The sequence below is a fragment of the Catenibacterium sp. co_0103 genome (genome assembly GCF_004168205.1).
GTDB lineage: Bacteria > Bacillota_I > Bacilli_A > Erysipelotrichales > Coprobacillaceae > Catenibacterium > Catenibacterium mitsuoka_A.
On sequence record NZ_RCYB01000040.1, the window covers coordinates 1 to 19,139 of the forward strand.

The window sequence follows — 19,139 nt, forward strand, 5'->3', positions numbered from 1 at the left end:
AGTTCATGGGCATATCTCCTTAGATTAATGTTTTGGTCGACTTAATTTTACTAGGAAATATGTCCATTTTCTATAATTGAAAAATCATAATTTACACAAAATATTTTACACTATCAACGTTAATATTGCCAAATCGATGTGAATTATATTTCCTAATTCTTCAAAACATACTGGAATTATAAAAGACAATAAAACTAATATCCATTGAGCTACTTTCTTTGCAATTCCTTTCAATCCTGCCATTGAATTTTCTTTATTATTTATTCTTGATTTTATCCATCCTGTTAATGTATCAAGAATATTTAACAGTAATAGCACCATAAATAAAATCCAATGTTTATCCATAGCAATTGTAAGAATAGATAATACAATAGAACAAACTTCATCTATATTCTTAACAAAATTGTTCATTATTCAGTTTTCTCACTTTGTTAATAATACTCTTATATTTTCTTACAATAGAACTATGATTAGCATAACCCACATGAATAGAAATAAGATCAAATGTTTTATTCTCAAAATTACGCAAAGCAATAATTTCAAGTTCATCTGGTAATAGTGCTTTTAACCAATAATTAACTTTAGATACAATATGTGAGTAGAACATATATTCATTCTTTTCGTGATCATTCAACTCTTTAAACTGTATTGCTTGATTTAAATTATCCAAATGTACTTTAGCAATAGAGTAGAAGTTTAGAGTAAGTTCAATTTCTTCATTAGAATAAACCATTGCCTACTTACTCCTCTTCTTATAAATTGTAAAACGTTTTACAAATGTATTATATTATATTTAATCGACACAATTGTGCTTTTATGATTATTATAATAGTTCAAATTAATTGTTCCTGTTTATCACAACTATTAGTTCTGTATATTTAAACATATTATCCAGACAGTTAATCAAAATAGAATTTAGATTTAATACTTCCGTAAAATATAAGTTCGAGTTGATACACCATTGGATGTAAAAAGCTATTCTGTATACAAGCACAGCTAAGATCATGAAATGATTTTCTTATCAGAATAAATAATCAATCGAAAGAGGAAATCATAATTTGCCCGAATTTGTAATATATACCATCGATATTTAATGCAACGGATATTGGTACGTGTTAAAATTAATATATTATGAATAGCGAGGTATCGAAAATGGAAATATTAACTGTCAAAAATAATAAATTGGATTATCCAACTCTCAAAAAAGTCATCTTTCACTTCTTTCCCACATTCTTTACATTATTCCTAATAATTGCATTCTGTCTTTCATGGATTACTTTGTTTATGAATCTATCTGCAGGACATGTTATTTACAGTGTAATAAGTGTTATTAATTTAATACTTATATGTTCTCAACCAAGAATGCTATCAAAAATAATCATAAAAAATCGCAATAAGTCACTCCAGACAGATGAATATATCTATGACTTGGTCTTTTATGAAGATAAACTAACTACAGTGGTAGACTCAGTAGAAAATAAAGCTTCCATAAAATATACGAATATAAAAAACATAATAGAAACTAAAGATGTCGTATTATTCACAAGTAAAGCAGGCTTTAAAATCTATTTTGAAAAGAAAAATGCCAGCAGTGAAGACATTGAGAGATTACATGCATTTTTTGATAAGCAGAATATCACTTGGAAAAAATCAATTCTATAGTAAAGAAAACCTCTTTGATTCTCATATCAAAGAGGTTTTCTAATGCTTATAATTCTACTTTCTTACCGCCATACTTTCTGACTTTAAGAATATGACAAGAACCTTCACCAAAATACTTTTCAATTTCAGTCTTATATGTTTCTACATAATCATCTTCTACAAAGGCCTGGATCGTACCTGCAAATCCACCACCATGTACTCTACATACACCTTTATTACCTAGAATATCTTCAGATAAGCCTAAGGCAATAGAAACTGCCTGGTTTGTTTCATCATGATTAGAATAGATATTCTGTAGGTATTTATAAGAACTGTCTCCTGATGATTTGATAACTGACTTGAATGTATCAAAGTCATTGTTCTTTAAGGCAGATACTGCTTTTTCTACTCTTGCATCTTCCTTAAAGAAGTGTAATGCACGGATGACACAGCGGTCACTCATCTTTTCACGTAATTCAGGAATATGTGCTTTAAATTCTTCTTCTGATACTTCTCTTAAGAATTCTTTTCCAAAGAAGTGTGCTACTTCCTTCATTTCTGTAGGAATGGCTGCATAATCATCAGTTAAGTCTGCATGAGATGCATGAACATCTACAATACATAAACTATGATGGAATGAAGAGAAATCAACATCTACTTTTTCTACAACAGGATGATCATTGTCTTTAAAGTCAATATGAATAAGAGCACCTACTGAACTTGCACATTGATCCATTAATCCACATGGTTTACCAAAATATACGTTTTCTGTATACTGACCAATCTGTGCAATCAATACTGGACTCACTGTCATATCATTATATAAACCTGATAATACAGTACCAATCATGACTTCAAATGCTGCTGATGAAGAAAGACCAGAACCCTGTAATACTTCACTTGTCATATAAGCTTCAAAACCACCAATATGAAGACCTAATTCCTTAAAGCGTGCAAGAGTCCCTCTAATTAATCCTTCTGAAGTACCTTCTTCTTCAGCTTTCTTATCTAAGTCATCTAAAGCTACAGCCTTTAAGTCATAATCATCAGATAATACCTTAATTTCACCATCTCTAGGTGCTGTAATCGCAATAATATCTAAGTTAATTGCAGCAGCTAATACTTCACCATGCTGGTGGTCTGTATGGTTACCAGATACTTCACTTCTACCTGGTGCTGAGAATACTTCTACTTCCTTATCACCATAAAGTGAGATGAACTTTTCAATAGCTGCAATATATCTTTCTTTCTGAGTATCTAATAAAGACTCATCTACATAAATATCAGTTAATAAAGCATCTGCCTGACCATTTTTAATATCTTCAATAATCTGTGTTGCAAGTTTCATTATTTAATTACCTCTAAACAATAAGATGTCTGTGCATCAAATGTTTCTCCCTTTCTTAAAATAGTGCTTGGATTCTTTTCAATATGAATAGCGTCTGGTAAGTTCTGTGTTTCAATACATACTGCATCTCTCGCATTATAAGGTTCTCCATTCTTACCAATACGTCCATCTAGATAGTTTGCTGTATAGATCTGTGCTCCTGGTAAAGTAGTGGATACTGTTAATCTTCTACCACTTTCTTCATCTTCTAATACAACCTGGTTCTTATCTGTAGTAAAGAAGAAATGATGGTCAAAACCATTACCAAGTTTTAATTGTGGATGATCTACTTCTACACGTTCACCAATCTTTGCAGGTATTCTAAAGTCAAATGGAGTACCTTCTACAGCTTCCTTTTCACCTGTAGCAAGACCATCTGCATCTACATGTTCATAATAATCAGCATCAATCTTTAAAGTATGATCATAAATATTATGTTTATGTCCTGATAAGTTGAAATATGAATGGTTAGTAATATTAATTAAAGTGTCCTTATCACTCGTAGCATGATAAGAAATAGTTAATGTAGTACCCTCTAAATGATAAGTAGCACTAAAATCCATATTACCTGGATAACCTTCTTCTCCATCCTTTGCATGATAAGTAAACTTAATAGTATAGTCATCTAAGATTTCATAATCAAAAATCTGATAACTAAATCCTTTAATACCACCATGTAAGCTATTAGGACCATTATTAATAGGTAAATGATATGTTTCACCATTTAATTCAAATGTTCCTTTTCCTATTCTATTCGCAACTCTACCTACTAATGCACCTAGATAAGCATCTAGAGTCTGATATTGATTAAAGTCATCATAACCTAATACAACATCACCTTTTACTCCATTCTTATCTTCAATAATCATCTTAATAATAGTACAGCCAAATGTTGAGACAACAACTTCCATCTTATCGTTCTTTAATGATAAATTTTCAATATTTCCAATTTTTTCTATTACTTCTATCACATTTATTCACCTCATCTTCGGAAACATAGATAATTCATACCTATTACTCTATATATTTTATCATGTTATGAATAATTATGTATACGCTTTCTAGAAAAAGTGAAGATTTAATAGACTTTTCTATGAGTTGTAAAGAGCGTATGTCTTTTACGCAAGAAAATATGTCTCTTATGCAAGAAATGTAGACTATTTAATAATAATAATAATAATATATTATTTAAGTAGTAGAAGAGATTGGATAACCTAGCATTTAAGATGTAACATAATAGGAAAAAGTTTTAATAGAATCGAGGTGAATAAAATGATGCATTTCTTACTGGCTTTTTATAGCGCTTTATTGCTCAAGGTTCTACCATTATTAGTTGTATCGCTGTTACTTACATTCTTATTAGTTAAAGCTAAAATGCCAAAGTTTTTCTACCTTCTCATAGTTGTAGAAGTAATCGCAATATCTGTACTGCACTATAGCACTGTTGTCACATCAATAAGCTTATATATGGAAGAGAGAGTCTGGATTATACTCTTTAATATGGCTATCCTTGTTGGTATATATTTAATGATTCCTATCCTTTCAATCATCCTCTATAGAGTATTAAGAAAAAGAGTATATTAATGTGGACCCCGTGTTAAGGACACTAAATAAAAAAGCACTTAAGTAGAAATGAAAATATCCTCTAGGTAGGTAACCAGGAGGATATTTTTACGTACTATGTTTTTAATGCACTTTTCCAATTCACTACTTGTCTCATATCTAGTTTGATATCGTCCTCCTTGAAAGGGGGGGTGATACATTTTTTTTGAGTTTATCATAACCGTCATGGCAGGTGTTCTTACATATTATATTTGCAAATAGTTAGACGAATTTTTCAAACGATAACTAGCCTAGTGTTAACCCACTCTAAAAGTTAGAAAAGGTAAGGATTGGTGGATCCTTACCTTTTCGTTTGATGCAGTTTGTTTTTTGAATTCAGTTGAAGTTTAACACTTAACCACTTCATAGTCAAGTCGTCGTAGCATAAAAACGATATAAGTCATAGTAACATAAAAATGATATAAGTAATTATTTCACTTCATTTTCATATGCTTATAGTTTGATGTTCGACTTTTTCATAACCGTCATGGTGGGTGTTCTTACCTACTACATCTGCAAATGGTTAGACGAATTTTTCAAACGATAACTAGCCTAGTGTTAACTCACTCTAAAAGTTAGAAAAGGTAAGGATTAGCCGATCCTTACCTTTTCGTTTAATGCAGTTTGATTTCTGAATTCATATGAATTCTAACACTTAACCACTTCATAGTCAAGTCGTTACTGCATAGAAACCACAGGAGCAGTTTACTTATTTCGCTTCATATATTTGGTCTAAAAAAGGACTCATAATGAGTCCTCTACATTAACAATCATACTGAGTGAATACGTCACTAACTGGTAAATCGTTTTCGATGTTTTCAATTGTATGTGCAAGTAATCCTGCAACAGATACAGAAACAAGTTTATCAAATTTCTTTTCTTGTGGAATTTCGATAGTGTTAGTAATAACAACTTCTTTTGCAGCACAAGTAGATAATCTTTCAATAGCAGGTCCAGAAAGTACACCATGAGTACATGCAATATATACATCCTTAGCACCTTTCTGTTTTAACATATCAACACCAGCTGTAATAGTACCAGCTGTATCGATCATATCGTCAACTAAGATACAGTTCTTACCTTCAACATTACCGATGATACCCATAACTTCAGCAACGTTTGGTTTAGGTCTTCTCTTATCGATGATAGCGATAGGGCAGTCAAATGCTTCAGACATCTTACGAGCTCTAGTAGCTCCTCCGTGGTCAGGAGATACAACACATAAATCCTGAACCTTCTTTTTACGGAAGTATTTGATTAATAGTGGTAAAGCCTGCATTTCATCAACTGGAATATCAAAGAATCCCTGGATCTGAGCTGCATGTAAGTCAACAGTTACAACACGGTTAACACCAGCTGTAGTTAATAAGTCTGCAACTAACTTAGAAGTGATTGGCTGTCTAGGTTTAGCTTTACGATCCTGTCTAGCATATCCGAAATATGGAATAACTGCAGTAATTTCACGAGCAGAAGCACGTTTTAAAGCATCAGTTAATACTAAGATTTCCATTAAGTTTTCAGTTACTGGATTAGAAGTAGACTGAACAATGAATACGTCCTTACCACGAACAGATTCACCGATTTCACATAAGATTTCACCATCTGCGAAGTGATGAACTTTGCAGTCTCCAACCTTAGTACCTAAAATGCTTGCGATATCCTGAGCTAATTTCTTGCTTGAAGATAAAGAAAATACTGTAATTTTGTTTTTCATATGTGTCCCCTTTTTTATTTCTTGTTTCTTTCGTTATAAATCTTCATACGTTTTTCTTCTAAAACCTTTGCATAGCCAGGTTTGTTCACCTGTCTAGCACGTGCGATAGACATTGCGCCATCTTCTACAGTTTCTGTTACAGTAGATCCAGCTGCAACAAATGCGCCTTCACCAACAGTCACTGGTGCAACGAGATTTGAATTACATCCAATAAATGCATTGTTTCCAATAACAGTCATTGACTTATTCTTACCGTCATAATTGCTTGTGATAGTACCACAACCAATATTAACGCCATCGCCTACTTTAGCATCACCGATATAAGTAAGATGAGCAGACTTGCTTCCCTTACCAAAATCAGCTTTCTTCATTTCCACAAAGTTACCAATGTGTACATTCTCTCTAATATGACAATTAGTTCTTAGTCTTGCATAAGGACCAATATCAGTACCGCTTTCTACAATAGAATCGCTTAATACTGAGAACTTGATTTCCACATTATCCTTAATATCTACATCTGTAAATTCACAATAAGGACCAATATGACAGTGTGCCCCTATAGTAGTATGTCCCTTGATAATACAACCTGGTTCAATGATTGTATCTTTACCAATCACAACATCAGTACCAATATATGTGTTATCAGTATCTACAATAGTTACACCATTTAATAACCAGTTCTTATTTACTCTCTTCTGAAGTAACTTAGTTGCTTCAGCAAGCTGAACACGGTCATTAATGCCACCTACTTCACTGAAATCCTGAATCTTATAGCCATCAACCTTCTTGCCTTCTTCATTCATGATTCCAATTAAATCTGTAATATAATACTCACCCTGAGCATTGTTGTTTGTTACTTTCTTTAAAGCTTCAAACATTGATTTGTTATCAAAACAGTATTCACCTACGTTCATCTCAGTGATACCCATCTGAGATTCCTGTAAGTCTTTGAATTCTACAATTCCTGTTACCTGGCCATCTTCCTTGATAATACGACCAAATGGAAGTGACAAGTCACAATCACATGTCATCACAGTACCACTATTCTTACCATTCATATGATAATCAATAAGTCCCTGTAATGTTTCCGCAGTAATTAAAGGTGCATCTCCATTTAATACAAGAGTCATACCTTCTTTATCTCCTAGAACACTTTCTGCCATCATGACAGCATGTCCAGAGCCTTTCTGCTCTTCCTGTAAGACAGTAGTGACGTCGTTATCTAACAAAGCCTTGACCTGGTCAGCCCCATGTCCAACAACAACGACTGTTTCTGCGATATCTAACTTCTTTAATTCATCCACCACATGATTGATCATTGGTTTATATAAAACTTCATGAACAACCTTAGGTGCATCTGATTTCATACGAGTGCCTTTACCCGCTGCTAAGACAACTGCATAAACTTTCATCGACATATCTCCTTTTTTCCCCTACATTCTAGCAAAATTCAATTCAAAATAAAAGAGAAAAGGCGCAAGTTATCCCTTTTTCCTTTTCTCTGGATAGTAAATCTGTGTTTTTACTGCAAAACTATATTTCTTTTTAAAATATGGAAGCACTTTATCAATTAATTCAGAATCTTGAGTCATACCAAAAACAGATGAACCACTACCTGACATAAGAGCACCATCAAAACCAAAGTTCATCATATCATCCTTAATAGACTGAATATCCTGTACCATCTTAATAGAAGGCGCTTCTAAAGTATTACCTAAACAATCTACAACACCCTGATAATCATTCTTTTCAATTGCATGCTTCATTAAGTCAATATCTGGATGAACAGCTGTTTCGATATCTAAATCATCAAAACATTTCTTTGTAGAAACACCTTTCTTAGGTTTTACAATCAATAAATGACAATTAAAACGTGAACGATCAATAAAATGTAGATTTTCACCAATACCACCTACAACCGCAATACGATTCCATACACAAAATGGAATATCTGCACCAATCTCTTTACCCATTTCACACATATCCTGATAAGACATACGTAAATGGAATAAGCTGTTCATTGCACGGAAGATAGCTGCACCATCGGCACTTCCTCCACCCATTCCAGCTTGTGAAGGAATATGCTTATAACAGTGGATTCTTACACCACTTTGGATATCAAACTTCTTGATTAATGCATCAGCCACCTTATACATGATGTTACGTTCATCAGTAGGTACACGGTAAGTGTTTGTAGTAATTTCTATACCTTTTTCAATAGGATCAATAAGAATTAAGTCATGAAGACCAATAGGGGCCATAATCATATTTAATTCATGATATCCATCTTCTCTTTCACTTACTACATCTAATGCAAGGTTTATTTTCGCGTAAGCACGAATCTTCATAGTGTATGACTCCTTTCTAGTATTCTTATATAGTCATCAATGTTTAATTCCTCAGCACGTTTATTGGCAGGAATACCACATGATTCTAATAATTCTTTTGTCTGATCATGATATAAAGGCTTTAAGTTATTATAGAGTGTTTTTCTTTTTGCAGTATAACTTGCTTCAATCAGATCAATCAATTCCTGTGATATAACACGTTCTTTATGAATAGAAATAACAGCACTATCTACATGAGGTGCTGGCATAAATACATGTCTAGGCACATTCAATTCATATTGAACATCTCCTACATAATCAATCATCATCTTTAAAGGACTCTTTTCTTCAGAACAGAGCTTTAGTGCAACTTCCTTTTGTACCATAGCGACTAAACGATTAATAGGTGTAGAAGAAGACACAATCTTTGTGATGATTTTAGATGTAATATAATAGGGAAGATTTGTGACAACACAGATATCCTTATAGTCCTTTAGTTTATTACATGCTTCTTCTAAATCAGCTTTCATGAAGTCCTGGAAGATGATTTCTACATTATCACGTCCTTCTAAAGAGAATGATAATACTTCTTTTAAACGTTCATCTATTTCAAAACATAATACTTTACCAGCTTTATTAGAGAGCTGTTCTGTAAGAGCGCCTATACCAGGTCCTATTTCAATAACTGCTGTCTCCTTATCCAGCGAAGCATGATCTGCGATACTTTGAATAATACCTGGATCTACTAAGAAGTTCTGTCCATATTTCTTAGAAGGCTTTAAGTTAAATGTATTTAATATAAATTCTGTATTTGATTTTTTTGCGATATTTTCCATATCATTTATTATATAGGATATGTAAAGAAAAGACCATTGAGTTCCCTGAAAAATTCTTTTATAATGGTCAAAAAGGTGATGTATATGGATAGAAAAACAAAAATAATAGAAATAATAAGTAATAGTGATAAACCTGTTTCAGCAAGTAAAATTGCGAAAGAATTAGGTGTTTCTAGGCAGATTATTGTAGGAGATGTTGCATTACTAAGAGCATCGGGAGAAGATATTACTGCTACACCTAGAGGATATATATTAGATACAAATAGGAGTAATCATTATACGATTGCAGTAAAGCATAATAACGATCAATTAGAAGAAGAATTAAATACTATTGTAGATTTAGGTGGTAAGGTTGAAGATGTAATAGTAGAACATCCTCTTTATGGAGAAATCAAAGGAAATCTTCATATATATTCACGTTATGATGTATCTAAATTCATGTCTGCAGTTAAAGATAATGATATTGCGCCTCTTTCTCTATTAACGGATGGTGTTCACTTGCATACAATTACAGCACCTGATGAAGAAACATTAGAACGTATTAAAGAAGCATTGGATGAAAAGCACATACTATTAAAATAAGGCTGTGGTGAACAGCCTTTTTATTATATCGTGAAGAAGTTTTTGATTTCATCTTTAAAGAAATAGATGAGTAATAATGTGTTTCCGATAAATGGTAAAACTAAATTAGAACAGAATATTGTAGGTAGTGAAGAAATCGCAATATGAATACTACCTAAACCGAAATAAAGAGTAACTCCATCAGGGTAAAAAGCCGATGCAATAAATAATGCCACATAAATCACAAAACAGATAATGAACTTCTTCTCTTTAGAGCTAAGCATAAATAATCCCTCCGATTAATATAAATACGATTTTATTGAAAACGTTTCCACGTACATATAATATCATGAATATTACACTTTGTACATAGTATATCTATGTATTGCTAGTTTTAAAACACAAAGTATAATATAAGTGTATGAATGTTGAGGATCGATTAATATGGCCAAAAAGAATCAATTTTTCAAACTGGATATGCTTCTTCTATGTATTATTGCGAAGCAGGATTGTTATGGGTATGAAATAACGAAACAGATTAAAACTTACTCTCATGAACTCATAGATATTAAAGAAGGCACTATGTATCCTATTCTCTATAAATTACAGGATGCACACTATATTTCTAGTTATGAGAAGGTAATAGAACGCAAAATAAGAGTCTATTATCATATAGAAGAAGAGGGTAAAGAAAAGCTATTAGAAATGATTAATGAATTTAATCAAGCCGTGGATGGAATCCATAATGTGATTAAGGAATCTTTAAGAGAATCTTATGAATAATACAGAACAATATATTCACAATATTTGGACTATTATGCCCATGCATACAAATAAAGAGAAATTCTATCTTCTTGATTTAAAGAAACATTTAAAAGAATTCATGGATGACCATCCTGATTGTTCATATGAAGATATTGTAGAACATTTTGGTGAACCAAAGGATATAGTAGTTGAATATATCCAGAATAGTGATGAGAACTATTTGATTCAAAGAATGAAACTAAAAGAAGTGTTCCAGAAGTTCATTATTTTTCTTTGTATCCTTTGTACATTACTTGCGCTATGGTTTGGTCTTCTTTGGTATGATGTCTATAGAAATTCAAAATATTCAGGTGTAGGAGAAATAAAATATACAATAACAGATCAGTAAAAGAAAGAGTCAGCAGATAATGTCTACTGACTCTTTAATGCTTTAAGTACTTCTTCTTTTGTAATACCCATCATATTCAATCTCTTAAATAATGCTTTCGCATTACCATAACCTAAATGAAAGGCATCATAGACCTGTAGTCTTCTCTTCTTATTTCCTAATACATCTAGATCAATAAATTCATCCCATGAAATAGATTCTTTAGCATCACTAAATGTGACTGCATTCTCTAATGCTTCAATAATTGCATCATGTCTTGCTTCCGCAATACCAAGCTTCTTCACACCCTTGGCATCTTTTTTTGCGACAAAGGCATGCTTTGCATTAGGAACAGCCTGAATGACTTTATTTCTAATCTGTGTACCAGGATAATCAGGATCTGTTAAGACAATGACACCACGTGTCTTGGCAGCAGTTTTAATGAGAGATAGAATATCTTCGTTGATTCCTGACCCAGATGTTTCAATTGTATCTACATCAAATAACTGTTTAAGTGTTGCTGTATCTGTTTTACCTTCTACTACAACAACTTCTTTAATCTTTATCACAATAGTCTCCTAACTCAGCAAGTCAATCATACGTTCTATTGTACGCTTGACATCTCCCTGATCATAATAATAATCGAAATCTTTCTCAACCATTACAGTGAGTATAAGACAGCATGTATCATAATCAGCCTGTGAAAGGGTTATATCCTTCACAGGCTTCTTTTTATACTTGTAGTCGCCTAATTCTTGTAATACACGTCTATATATTACAGGGTTATTCTTACAGGCTAATTTCTTTAATACAGAAATCTTATTATAATTCAGTTTTGATCTTATAAAGCCTAGAATAGCCCTACCTCGCGAGGGCGGGGTGGAATGTCCATCTTCCATATCTTCCTCCACTATTTAGATGATTCCATGTTCTTAAATGCTGTTGATAACATTAATTTAATACGGTTAAGCTGGTTAGTTTCACTAGCCCCTGGATCGTAATCAATCGCAACAATGTTAGATTGTGGATATTTTCTTCTTAATGCCTTAATGACACCCTTACCTGTTACATGGTTAGGTAAGCAGGCAAATGGCTGCATACATATAATATTTGGTGCACCTTCATCAATGAGTTCAATCATTTCACCAGTTAAGAACCATCCTTCACCTGTCTGGTTACCAATAGAAACAACTTCACTTGCTTTCTTTGCAATTTGATCAATAGGATGTGGTGCATCAAAACGATTTGATGCTTCTAATGCCTTAATCATATCTTTTCTTAAAAAGTCTACGAGTTTAATTGCTACATTACATAACTTAACTGATTTCCAGCTTGCATCATAATGTTCATGTTCATATTGAGTATTGTAGAAACAATACTGGAAGAAGTCAATTAAATCTGGCATAACTGCTTCTGCGCCTTCTTCTTCAATAATCTTTACAATCTCATTATTGGCAGTAGGGTGGAATTTTACAAGGATTTCTCCTACAAGACCTACTCTAGGTTTCTTAATATCTAGAAGTGGTAATTCATCAAATTCCTTTACAATCTGATAAACGTTCTTCTTGAATTCCTTCATAGAACCATTTTCAACGTTTTCTTTACACTTCTCTACCCATGATTCATATAATTCATTAGCTGAACCTTTCACCTTTTCATAAGGTCTTACACGATATAAGACTCTCATGAATAAGTCACCATACATAGCCCCAATAATAACCTTCTTAGCCACCTTATAAGTAATCTTAAAGCCTGGGTTAGATTCTAATCCCTGTAAGTTTGCTGAAATAACAGGTACATAATCCATATGTGCATCCTTTAATGCTTTTCTAATAAACGCAATATAGTTTGTTGCACGACATCCTCCACCTGTCTGTGAGATGATCAATGCCACCTTATGAGGATCATACTTACCTGAATTCAAGGCATTCATCATCTGACCTGTTACTAAGATACTTGGATAACATGCATCATTATTGACATACTTTAATCCCTGTTCTACAGCATCTTTATCTACAGAAGGTAATACGACAAAGTTATAACCTTCTGAATTCATTGCAGTTTCTACAAACTGGAAATGAATAGGAGACATCTGAGGACATAAAATACTCCATCTATCATCCTTCATTTCTTCTGTGAATGATACTTTTTCAGATTCATATTTATTTTCTAAGTGCACAGTATTGTCTTTCTTCTTTACTGTTGCTTTAAGTGATCTAATACGGATTCTGATTGGTCCTAAGTTAGAGGCTTCATCAATCTTAATAAGTGTATAAATCTTACCTCTTGCCTGTAATAATTCAGCCACCTGGTCACTTGTAACTGCATCTAATCCACATCCAAATGATGTTAACTGGATAAGTTCAAGATCTGGCTGAGTTGTTACGAATTCTGCAGCACGATAGAGTCTAGAATGATATGTCCACTGGTCTACTACACGTAAATCTAAGTTTTCTTTATTTAAATTACATACAGAATCTTCTGTTAATACACAGAAACCTTCACTTGTAATTAAGCTGGCAATACCATGGTTGATTTCTGGATCCACATGATAAGGACGTCCTGCAAGGACAATACCCTTCTTATGGTTTTTATGCATCCATTCCAATGCTTCCTGACCCTTTACTTCAATATCTTTTCTTGCACGTGCTAATTCCTGATAAGCCTTATCAATCGCATTATGCATTTCCTTATCTGAAATATCATATTCAGCTAAAGATTCCTTCATTACCTTAAATAATGTCTTAGGGTTATTTAAAGATAAGAATGGGTTCTTATATTTCACATGTTTTTCTTCTAAGCTGTCTACATTGTTTCTAATAACTTCTGGATAAGAAGCAACAACTGGACAGTTATAGTTATTACCTGCATCTTCATATTCTTTTCTTTCATATGCTACTGATGGATAGAAGATAAAAGGAATACCTCTTTCAATTAGGTTTTCAATATGTCCATGAGAAATCTTTGCTGGATAACAGGCATTTTCTGATGGAATAGATTCAATACCCTTTTCATAGATTTTCTTAGAAGATCTTGCAGATAAGACAACTCTAAAGCCTAACTGAGTAAAGAATGTATGCCAGAATGGATAGTTCTCATACATATTAAGTACTCTAGGAATACCCACTTCTCCTCTTCTTGCATCATCTTTAGAAAGTGATTTATAACCAAAGATACGACCATATTTATAATCATAGAGGTTAGGTAACTTTTTAGATGTCATTGGAAGGTTAGCCCCTCTTTCACATCTATTACCTGAAATATATTCTCTACCATCATTAAATGATGTAATAGTTAACATACAGTTATTTGTACACTTACCACAGTTTCTAATCTTCGTATCATAGTCAAGTGCTTCTATTTCTTCTAATGAAAGAATAGTAGAAGGTTCATTGTCATCATTTTCAATCGCAATACGGGCCATACCATAGGCACCCATTAATCCTGCGATATCAGGTCTTACTACTTCAATACCTGTTTCTTTTTCAAATGCACGTAGTACAGCTTCATTATAGAAAGTACCACCCTGTACAACAACATGCTTACCAATATCTTCTTTACTTCTTAGCTTAATTACTTTATATAATGCATTCTTGATAACTGAATAAGATAAACCAGCACTGATATCTTCTACAGAAGCACCTTCTTTTTGTGCCTGTTTTACCTTTGAGTTCATGAATACTGTACATCTAGAACCTAAATCAATAGGGTGTTTAGACTTTAATGCAAGTTCTGCGAATTCTTCAATCTTATAACCTAATGATTTTGCGAATGTTTCTAAGAATGAACCACATCCTGCAGAACATGCTTCATTTAATGAAATGTTCTGAATGACGTTATCTCTAATAGTAATAGCCTTCATATCCTGACCACCAATATCAAGAATGAAATCTACATCAGGTTCATAGGCTTTTGCGGCAGTATAATGGGCAATTGTTTCTACTTCACCAATATCCACCTTTAAAGCAGCTTTAATAAGGGCTTCACCATAACCAGTAACACCTGCTTTCGCAATATAACATCCTTCTGGAAGCATCTGATAGATTTCCTTCATCAGACTCATAATTAACTGTAATGGATTTCCTTCATTAGAACTATAGAAAGAATATAAGATAGCACCCTGATCATCAGTCATGATGATCTTAGATGTTGTAGAACCAACATCGATACCTAAGAATACTTTACCTTTATATTTCTTAAGTGTTCTTTTCTTAGTGATATGAGTAAAGTGTCTTTCTCTGAATTCTTTTAATTCTGCTTCATCATTAAATAATGGTTCTAAGACATTTGTAAGTTCTGTAAGAGAATCTGAAAGACCTTCTAAGTCTTCAATAATCTTAGAAATGTTTAATGGATTTTCTACTTTTTCTTTCGCATTTAAACATGCTCCCATAGCAACAAATAGCTGTGAATTCTGTGGGAAGATGATTTCATCTTCAGTTAAACCTAATGTTTCAATAAAACGTTCTCTTAACTGATCCATGAAATATAGTGGACCACCTAAGAATGCAACATTCCCTCTAATAGGTTTACCACAGGCAAGACCAGAAATAGTCTGATTGACAACTGCCTGGAAAATAGATACCGCAATATCTTCTTTAGATACACCTTCATTAATTAAAGGCTGAATATCTGTTTTTGCAAAGACACCACAACGTGATGCGATAGGATAGATTGTCTTATAGTTTTTCGCATATTCATTTAAACCAGCAGCATCAGTCTTTAATAAAGTAGCCATCTGGTCAATAAATGCCCCAGTACCTCCTGCACAAGTACCGTTCATACGCTGTTCAAGCTGTCCTTCAAAATAAGTAATCTTGGCATCTTCTCCACCAAGTTCTATAACAACATCAGTTTGTGGAATATATGTTTCTACTGTCTTTGTACACGCAATAACTTCCTGTATAAAAGAAATACCAAGCTTATCTGCAAGAGATAAACCTCCTGAACCAGTCATAACGGGATATAAATCAATATCACCCATCTGGTTCTTTACTTCAATTAATAACTCATAGATTGTTTTTCTAACATCTGAGAAATGTCTTGTATACTTAGAAAACAAGCATTTATCATTCTCATCTGTCAAATAGAGTTTTACAGTTGTAGATCCTACATCAATTCCTAAATAATATTTCATATTTCCACATCCTTCTCTCTTTTTTTGAGTATTATATCGAACCTATATTAAACGAATTTTAAGAAATAATCTAGTTTTTTGCATAATAAAATTATAAAATATAACGATAAATACACAAAATTTAACTATTTGTAAGGAAAAGTACAATGCTTGTCTAACAAAGTCAAAAAGAGGAAGGAAGGATAAAAATATCATCCTATCTCGTCCTCTTTTGTATGATCTACTATTCAATTATATAAATAATTCACACTCTTTTCTAATTAAACAAACCTTTGCGATTGCTGTTTCTATGACTGCCATCTTCTCTTGATCTAGACTTCTTGCTTGTTTTGGACAAACAGCCACACAACGCATACATGAAATACATTTATCCTTGTCTGTCACTTGTGGGTTTTCTTTACTAATTGCACCTGTAGGACATTTTACTACGCATAAGCCACACTTTGTACATAAGGTATTTGCTTGAGGAATCGTTCCTCCACCTGCTTTCTTATAAGGTCTATGACCTGGAATATTCGGTTTAGCATTAATCTTATTAGATGCTTTTTCTAGAATCTGATCACCAAATTCCTCTAATTGATGACAATCATTCTCATTCGGTCTTCCTGTCGCAAATTGATGGAAAATAGAATGTTCAGCAATGGCTGATATAGCCCCAATGACATCAAATCCAGCAATACGTGCATAATCTTCCATTTGAATAAGTGTATCTTCGTATACTCTATTTCCATATACCGCAACAATGACACATTTACAATTATGTGCATTGATTTTAGCAAGTCTATCTAATGCGACTTGTGGTGCTAGTCCGGCATAAGAAGGCATGGCAATCACTGCAATATCATTTTCTGTCAATGATATATCTTGATAATTCTTATCTACAACTGAAAGATCTATATCTTCTACATAACCCCAATTCTTTGTGATTGATTTTGATACCTTTTCAGTTCCTCCTGTTGGACTGAACATAATTCTATACTTATTCATCATATTTTTTACCCAGCTGCTCCTTAATTTTCCTTTCGTGATTTATCGTAAATTCACTTAGTTTGTAGGAACGGATTCTCTTATTAACTAATATTGGAATCACAAATCCATTCTTCACTAAACCTGCCAATCTATTAATAACTGTCTTATTTGTGACTGATAATTGTTTACTCACTTCTATCGGAGTAAACTCACCTCGATAACTTGAAATCAACAATACTAATAATTCTTTCTCTCTCTTTTAAGAAAGATAAACTTCCTGCAATATCTTCCTCTTCAGAAGATAATTGTAGATCACATACTTTTCTAGAATACAGCTTTACCATTCGCAGAAAGTAATTAATCCAAATTTCAGGATGTGGTGGATTCTCTCTTCCAGAATAATACAATGCAGGTAACCCCATTTGAATAGAGTCATAATATTCATTTACATCATATGCAAAATACTCTTCCAGTGAACCAATTCCATTAAAACCATACCCATTTAAATCCATAATATATCCCGATAATAATCTTGCAGTTCTTCCATTACCATCCTCAAATGGATGAATAGTTACCAATTGATAATGTACAACTGCTGCAACAATCAATGGATGATCATCAGTAGTATTGACATACTCTATCAACTCATCCAGTAATCCTGGAACATCACTATATTCTGGTGGAATATAATCCGGATTTCCTGTCTTAGAATCATATACCGCAAATAATACTCCTGGTGGCATAGGCCCTCTAAAGCCTATTTTTTCTTTAGGAGCACCTTTTTCAACTAACTTCTGAACATCTAAAATTAGTTTTTTTGATAACTTTTCTTTATTATTCAACTTCTCTTCTAGATAATTCAATGCAAGAAAATAATTTCTTACTTCCTGGTCTGGCTTCAAATAATGTTTTCTTTCATCACTTTCAATGACTTCTTCTGCCTGTTTTTCAGACAAAGGATTTCCTTCAATCTTGTTTGAAGCATAAGAGCTTTTTATCTTTGAATTTTTACGAAGTTTATTCAAAACGTTCTGTGATAATTCTACTAACGATATCTTATATCTGTTCAGTTCTATTTCTATAATTGAATTTAAAATATCATTAGTTATTGTCACCTTAATCATAAGAAAATTGGATAATAGAAATCAAGTAAAAATTTAAAAAATATATCAATACTTTTTTATGGTTTTTACTGCATGCTGAAAACCCCTGAAGAAAAAGCGCTTTTTTTCAGGGTGGTTTAGGTGTATAATTTGGTTGTTATTTATTGTACTGGTATAACTCACCAGTTTTGCACATGCTATAAATTATTCGTACTAATTTACTGGCACATGCAGTCTTGGCGGCTTTCGAACACATCGGGTTTGATTGCTGCTTTTTCTTTATATAGAAATCCTTAATACTATTATCATCTCTTTTAAGCCTTATAGAACACGTTACAGCCAGATATAATAAACATCTTAATCGTTTATTCCCCTTTTTAGTAATATGCATATGATCTCCGTCATTCTTTCCACTTTCACTAATTCTTGGATCCAGTCCGGCAAAAGCTACTAACTCATTCTTCTTTTTGAATCTTGTCATATCGCCTAGTTCTGCAATAATACGTGCAGCTAGGTTATCTCCAATACCTGGAATAGATTTGATTATACTAAAGTCAGGTAGTTCCTGTGCGAGCTTAATCATTTCACCAATGGTTCTTTCAGCTTCTGCCATATCTTCTTTTAATTTCTTGATTAATCTCTGAAGAATTAATACTTCAATATCATCCTTATCACATCCTGAATAGATGGTTTTAGAATACTCTATTGCCTTGTCAGCCATTGTATCACT

General features: G+C 32.9%; 20 protein-coding genes. 5 read left to right on the plus strand and 15 right to left on the minus strand.

Features of this window, described 5'->3' with window-relative positions:
* Positions 1-105: 105 nt before the first annotated feature.
* Both EAI80_RS07775 and EAI80_RS07780 read right to left on the minus strand, forming a co-directional pair.
* Positions 106-411: a phage holin family protein gene (locus tag EAI80_RS07775; RefSeq protein WP_238634503.1), complete on the minus strand. Its 306-nt coding sequence runs from the start codon at positions 409-411 to the stop codon at positions 106-108.
* Positions 395-733 (minus strand): hypothetical protein, encoded by a 339-nt coding sequence (locus tag EAI80_RS07780; protein WP_129981588.1) that lies wholly within the window; start codon positions 731-733, stop codon positions 395-397. The genes EAI80_RS07775 and EAI80_RS07780 overlap by 17 nt, the downstream gene beginning before the upstream one ends.
* Before the next feature lie 419 nt (positions 734-1,152).
* On the opposite strand from EAI80_RS07780, the gene EAI80_RS07785 reads away from it, so the two are divergent.
* Entirely contained in the window at positions 1,153-1,662 is a 510-nt protein-coding gene (locus EAI80_RS07785) for a hypothetical protein (protein WP_129981589.1), read from the plus strand.
* 46 nt (positions 1,663-1,708) lie between these two features.
* Here the strand turns inward: EAI80_RS07785 and EAI80_RS07790 are convergent, their stop codons facing one another.
* Complete coding sequence (locus tag EAI80_RS07790) at positions 1,709-2,989, minus strand: galactokinase family protein (RefSeq protein ID WP_129981590.1); 1,281 nt, start codon at positions 2,987-2,989, stop codon at positions 1,709-1,711.
* On the minus strand, positions 2,989-3,999 hold the full coding sequence (locus tag EAI80_RS07795; RefSeq protein WP_129981591.1) for an aldose epimerase family protein: 1,011 nt from the start codon (positions 3,997-3,999) through the stop codon (positions 2,989-2,991). Before EAI80_RS07795 ends, EAI80_RS07790 begins: the two co-directional genes overlap by 1 nt.
* 301 nt (positions 4,000-4,300) lie before the next feature.
* Here EAI80_RS07795 and EAI80_RS07800 point away from each other — a divergent pair, with 301 nt between their 5' ends.
* Entirely contained in the window at positions 4,301-4,612 is a 312-nt protein-coding gene (locus tag EAI80_RS07800; RefSeq protein ID WP_129981592.1) for a hypothetical protein, read from the plus strand.
* 781 nt (positions 4,613-5,393) lie between these two features.
* Here EAI80_RS07800 and EAI80_RS07805 read toward each other — a convergent pair.
* The 4 genes from EAI80_RS07805 to rsmA form a co-directional block, all read right to left on the minus strand.
* A complete protein-coding gene (locus EAI80_RS07805) occupies positions 5,394-6,344 on the minus strand; it encodes a ribose-phosphate pyrophosphokinase (RefSeq protein WP_129981593.1) in 951 nt (316 codons plus the stop codon).
* A gap of 14 nt (positions 6,345-6,358) precedes the next feature.
* Positions 6,359-7,756 carry a bifunctional UDP-N-acetylglucosamine diphosphorylase/glucosamine-1-phosphate N-acetyltransferase GlmU gene (gene glmU, locus EAI80_RS07810; protein ID WP_129981594.1) on the minus strand — a complete coding sequence of 466 codons (1,398 nt, stop codon included), beginning with the start codon at positions 7,754-7,756 and terminating at the stop codon, positions 6,359-6,361.
* Positions 7,757-7,825: 69 nt separating this feature from the next.
* Complete coding sequence (ispE, locus tag EAI80_RS07815; RefSeq protein ID WP_129981595.1) at positions 7,826-8,692, minus strand: 4-(cytidine 5'-diphospho)-2-C-methyl-D-erythritol kinase; 867 nt, start codon at positions 8,690-8,692, stop codon at positions 7,826-7,828.
* The gene (gene rsmA / locus EAI80_RS07820; RefSeq protein WP_129981596.1) at positions 8,689-9,507 is read right to left on the minus strand and encodes a 16S rRNA (adenine(1518)-N(6)/adenine(1519)-N(6))-dimethyltransferase RsmA; all 819 of its coding nucleotides are present in this window, start codon (positions 9,505-9,507) and stop codon (positions 8,689-8,691) included. The genes ispE and rsmA overlap by 4 nt, the downstream gene beginning before the upstream one ends.
* 84 nt (positions 9,508-9,591) lie before the next feature.
* Between rsmA and EAI80_RS07825 the strand changes: the two genes are divergently transcribed.
* Positions 9,592-10,089, plus strand: a complete 498-nt coding sequence (locus EAI80_RS07825; RefSeq protein WP_238634505.1) for a transcription repressor NadR — start codon at positions 9,592-9,594, stop codon at positions 10,087-10,089.
* A gap of 23 nt (positions 10,090-10,112) precedes the next feature.
* Here the strand turns inward: EAI80_RS07825 and EAI80_RS07830 are convergent, their stop codons facing one another.
* Positions 10,113-10,352, minus strand: coding sequence for a hypothetical protein (locus EAI80_RS07830; protein WP_129981598.1), 240 nt, complete (start codon positions 10,350-10,352; stop codon positions 10,113-10,115).
* Positions 10,353-10,512: 160 nt separating this feature from the next.
* Here EAI80_RS07830 and EAI80_RS07835 point away from each other — a divergent pair, with 160 nt between their 5' ends.
* Both EAI80_RS07835 and EAI80_RS07840 read left to right on the plus strand, forming a co-directional pair.
* Entirely contained in the window at positions 10,513-10,851 is a 339-nt protein-coding gene (locus tag EAI80_RS07835; protein ID WP_129981599.1) for a PadR family transcriptional regulator, read from the plus strand.
* Positions 10,844-11,221, plus strand: a complete 378-nt coding sequence (locus EAI80_RS07840; RefSeq protein ID WP_129981600.1) for a DUF6120 family protein — start codon at positions 10,844-10,846, stop codon at positions 11,219-11,221. The genes EAI80_RS07835 and EAI80_RS07840 overlap by 8 nt, the downstream gene beginning before the upstream one ends.
* A gap of 23 nt (positions 11,222-11,244) precedes the next feature.
* Here the strand turns inward: EAI80_RS07840 and rnmV are convergent, their stop codons facing one another.
* The 6 genes from rnmV to EAI80_RS07870 all read right to left on the minus strand — a co-directional run.
* A complete protein-coding gene (gene rnmV, locus EAI80_RS07845; RefSeq protein WP_129981601.1) occupies positions 11,245-11,769 on the minus strand; it encodes a ribonuclease M5 in 525 nt (174 codons plus the stop codon).
* Between the two features lie 9 nt (positions 11,770-11,778).
* Positions 11,779-12,099: a hypothetical protein gene (locus tag EAI80_RS07850; RefSeq protein ID WP_129981602.1), complete on the minus strand. Its 321-nt coding sequence runs from the start codon at positions 12,097-12,099 to the stop codon at positions 11,779-11,781.
* 11 nt (positions 12,100-12,110) lie between these two features.
* A complete protein-coding gene (locus EAI80_RS07855) occupies positions 12,111-16,337 on the minus strand; it encodes a 2-hydroxyacyl-CoA dehydratase (protein ID WP_129981603.1) in 4,227 nt (1,408 codons plus the stop codon).
* Between the two features lie 231 nt (positions 16,338-16,568).
* Complete coding sequence (locus EAI80_RS07860) at positions 16,569-17,327, minus strand: 4Fe-4S binding protein (protein WP_129981604.1); 759 nt, start codon at positions 17,325-17,327, stop codon at positions 16,569-16,571.
* Between the two features lie 188 nt (positions 17,328-17,515).
* Complete coding sequence (locus tag EAI80_RS07865; protein ID WP_202976622.1) at positions 17,516-18,430, minus strand: Fic family protein; 915 nt, start codon at positions 18,428-18,430, stop codon at positions 17,516-17,518.
* 136 nt (positions 18,431-18,566) lie between these two features.
* The coding region (locus EAI80_RS07870) for a transposase (protein ID WP_129981605.1) at positions 18,567-19,139 on the minus strand (573 nt) is incomplete at its 5' end.